The 3,425-nt window shown below is 45.2% G+C and carries 1 protein-coding gene; it reads right to left on the bottom strand.

Annotation, left to right across the window (positions count from 1 at the left end):
* Window positions 1-3,425: beta strand repeat-containing protein (locus G3R48_RS16875; protein WP_212593414.1), on the bottom strand; the 3,425-nt coding region annotated here is incomplete at both ends.

Here is a 3,425-nt window from a genome sequence, read left to right as displayed (position 1 = left end):
TTGTTTAAGACGTAATCCCAGTTACCGTCAGCATCAATTGAGAAGCTACCGTAATTACCATCAGCAACATCGGTTTGCACTTGGAATGCAGCTTGTCCGTCATCAACATCTGAAATTGAAAGAGTACCTGAAACTGCTTCGACAGTGTTGCCATCAACATCGGTTGCACCATCTTCGGTAACAGTTGCGCTATCTGAGTCACCATTAGCTAAATCCACTGTAATATCAGCCGGATCGTTAGCACCAACAATGGTGATAGTGATGTTGTGGGTTGCAGTGCCATCTGCTGAAGTTACTGTGATCGTGCGCGTTAAGGTTTCGCCTTCCGTTAGCGATTGCACATCGATATGATCGTTGTTTAAGACGTAATCCCAGTTACCGTCAGCATCGATTGAGAAGCTACCGTAATTACCGTCTGCAACATCAGTTTGTACTTGGAATGCGACTTGACCGTCATCGACATCACTAATGGTTAAAGTGCCTGATACTGCTTCGACAGTGTTGCCGTCCGCATCGGTTGCACCATCTTCGGTAACAGTTGCGCTATCTGAGTCACCATTAGCTAAATCCACTGTAATATCAGCCGGATCGTTAGCACCAACAATGGTGATAGTGATGTTGTGGGTTGCAGTGCCATCTGCAGAAGTTACAGTAATTGTACGGGTTAAGGTTTCGCCTTCAGTTAGCGATTGCACATCGATATGATCGTTGTTTAAGACGTAATCCCAATTACCGTCAGCATCAATACTAAATGAACCGTAATTACCATCCGCAACATTGGTTTGTACTTGGAATACGGCTTGACCGTCATCGACATCTGACATTGAAAGAGTGCCTGATACCGCTTCTACAGTATTACCGTCCGCATCGCTTGCACCATCTTCGGTGACAGTCGCACTATCTGAATCGCCATTAGCTAAATCCACTGTAATATCAGCCGGATCGTTAGCACCAACAATGGTGATAGTAATGTTGTGGGTGGCAGTGCCATCTGCAGAAGTTACTGTGATCGTGCGAGTTAAGGTTTCGCCTTCAGTCAGTGATTGCACATCGATATGATCGTTGTTTAAGACATAATCCCAGTTACCGTCAGCATCGATTGAGAAGCTACCGTAATTACCATCAGCAACATCGGTTTGTACTTGGAATGCGGCTTGACCGTTATCGACATCGCTAATGGTTAATGTGCCAGAAACTGCTTCTACGGTATTACTGTCCGCATCGCTTGTACCATCTTCGGTGACAGTCGCACTATCTGAATCGCCATTAGCTAAATCCACTGTAATATCAGCCGGATCGTTAGCACCAACAATGGTGATAGTAATGTTGTGGGTTGCAGTGCCATCGGCTGAGGTTACTGTGATCGTGCGAGTTAAGGTTTCACCTTCCGTCAGTGATTGCACATCGATATGATCGTTGTTTAAGACGTAATCCCAGTTACCGTCAGCATCAATTGAGAAGCTACCGTAATTGCCATCTGCAACATCAGTTTGTACTTGGAATGCGGCTTGACCGTCATCGACATCGCTAATGGTTAATGTGCCTGATACCGCTTCAACTGTATTACTGTCCGCATCGCTTGTACCATCTTCGGTGACAGTCGCACTATCTGAATCGCCATTAGCTAAATCCACTGTAATATCAGCCGGATCGTTAGCACCAACAATGGTGATAGTGATGTTGTGAGTGGCAGTGCCATCTGCACTTGTGACGGTAATAGTGCGAGTTAAGGTTTCGCCTTCAGTCAGTGATTGCACATCGATATGATCGTTGTTTAGTACGTAATCCCAATTACCGTCGGCATCAATACTAAATGAACCGTAATTACCATCAGCAACATCGGTTTGTACTTGGAATGCGGCTTGACCGTCATCGACATCTGACATTGAAAGAGTGCCTGATACCGCTTCAACTGTATTACTGTCCGCATCGCTTGTACCATCTTCGGTGACAGTCGCACTATCTGAATCGCCATTAGCTAAATCCACTGTAATATCAGCCGGATCGTTAGCACCAACAATGGTGATAGTAATGTTGTGGGTTGCAGTGCCATCGGCTGAGGTTACTGTGATCGTGCGAGTTAAGGTTTCACCTTCAGTCAGTGATTGCACATCGATATGATCGTTGTTTAAGACGTAATCCCAGTTACCGTCAGCATCAATTGAGAAGCTACCGTAATTACCATCAGCAACATCGGTTTGCACTTGGAATGCGGCTTGACCGTTATCAACATCGCTAATGGTTAAAGTGCCAGATACTGCTTCTAGGGTATTGCCATCAACATCGCTTGCACCATCTTCAGTAACCATTCCTGAATCGCTATCACCACTGGCTAGATCGACTGTAATATCAGCCGGATCGTTAGCACCAACAATGGTGATAGTGATGTTATGAGTTGCTGTACCATCTGCAGAAGTTACAGTAATTGTACGGGTTAAGGTTTCGCCTTCAGTTAGCGATTGCACATCGATATGATCGTTGTTTAAGACGTAATCCCAATTACCGTCGGCATCGATGGAGAAACTACCGTAATTACCATCAGCAACATCGGTTTGCACTTGGAATGCTGCTTGACCGTCATCGACATCGCTAATGGTTAATGTGCCTGAAACTGCTTCTACGGTATTGCCATCAACATCGCTTGCACCATCTTCGGTGACAGTCGCACTATCAGAATCATCATTGGCTAAATCCACTGTAATATCAGCAGGATCGTTAGCACCAACAATGGTGATAGTAATGTTGTGAGTGGCAGTGCCATCTGCTGAAGTTACTGTGATCGTACGCGTTAAGGTTTCGCCTTCAGTCAGTGATTGCACATCGATATGGTCGTTGTTTAAGACATAATCCCAGTTACCGTCAGCATCAATACTAAATGAACCGTAATTACCATCTGCAACATCAGTTAGTACTTGGAATGCTGCTTGACCGTCATCGACATCTGAAATGGAAAGAGTACCTGAAACTGCTTCTACGGTATTGCCGTCCGCATCGGTTGCACCATCTTCAGTAACAGTTGCGCTATCTGTATCGCCATTAGCTAGATCAACCGTAATATCAGCAGGATCGTTAGCACCAACAATGGTGATAGTGATGTTATGAGTTGCTGTACCATCTGCAGAAGTTACAGTAATTGTACGGGTGATCGTTTCACCTTCCGTCAGTGATTGCACATCGATATGATCGTTGTTTAGTACGTAATCCCAATTACCGTCGGCATCGATGGAGAAACTACCGTAATTACCATCAGCAACATCGGTTTGCACTTGGAATGCTGCTTGACCGTCATCGACATCGCTAATGGTTAAAGTGCCTGAAACTGCTTCTACGGTATTGCCGTCCGCATCGCTTGCACCATCTTCGGTAACAGTTGCGCTATCTGAGTCACCATTAGCTAAATCCACTGTAATATCCGCCGGATCGTT

Origin of the sequence: Shewanella intestini (genome assembly GCF_018221465.1) — a bacterium.
GTDB classification, from domain to species: Bacteria; Pseudomonadota; Gammaproteobacteria; order Enterobacterales; family Shewanellaceae; genus Shewanella; species Shewanella intestini.
Note: the sequence above shows the minus strand (reverse complement) of the source record. Positions and strands in the feature narration are given on the sequence as shown.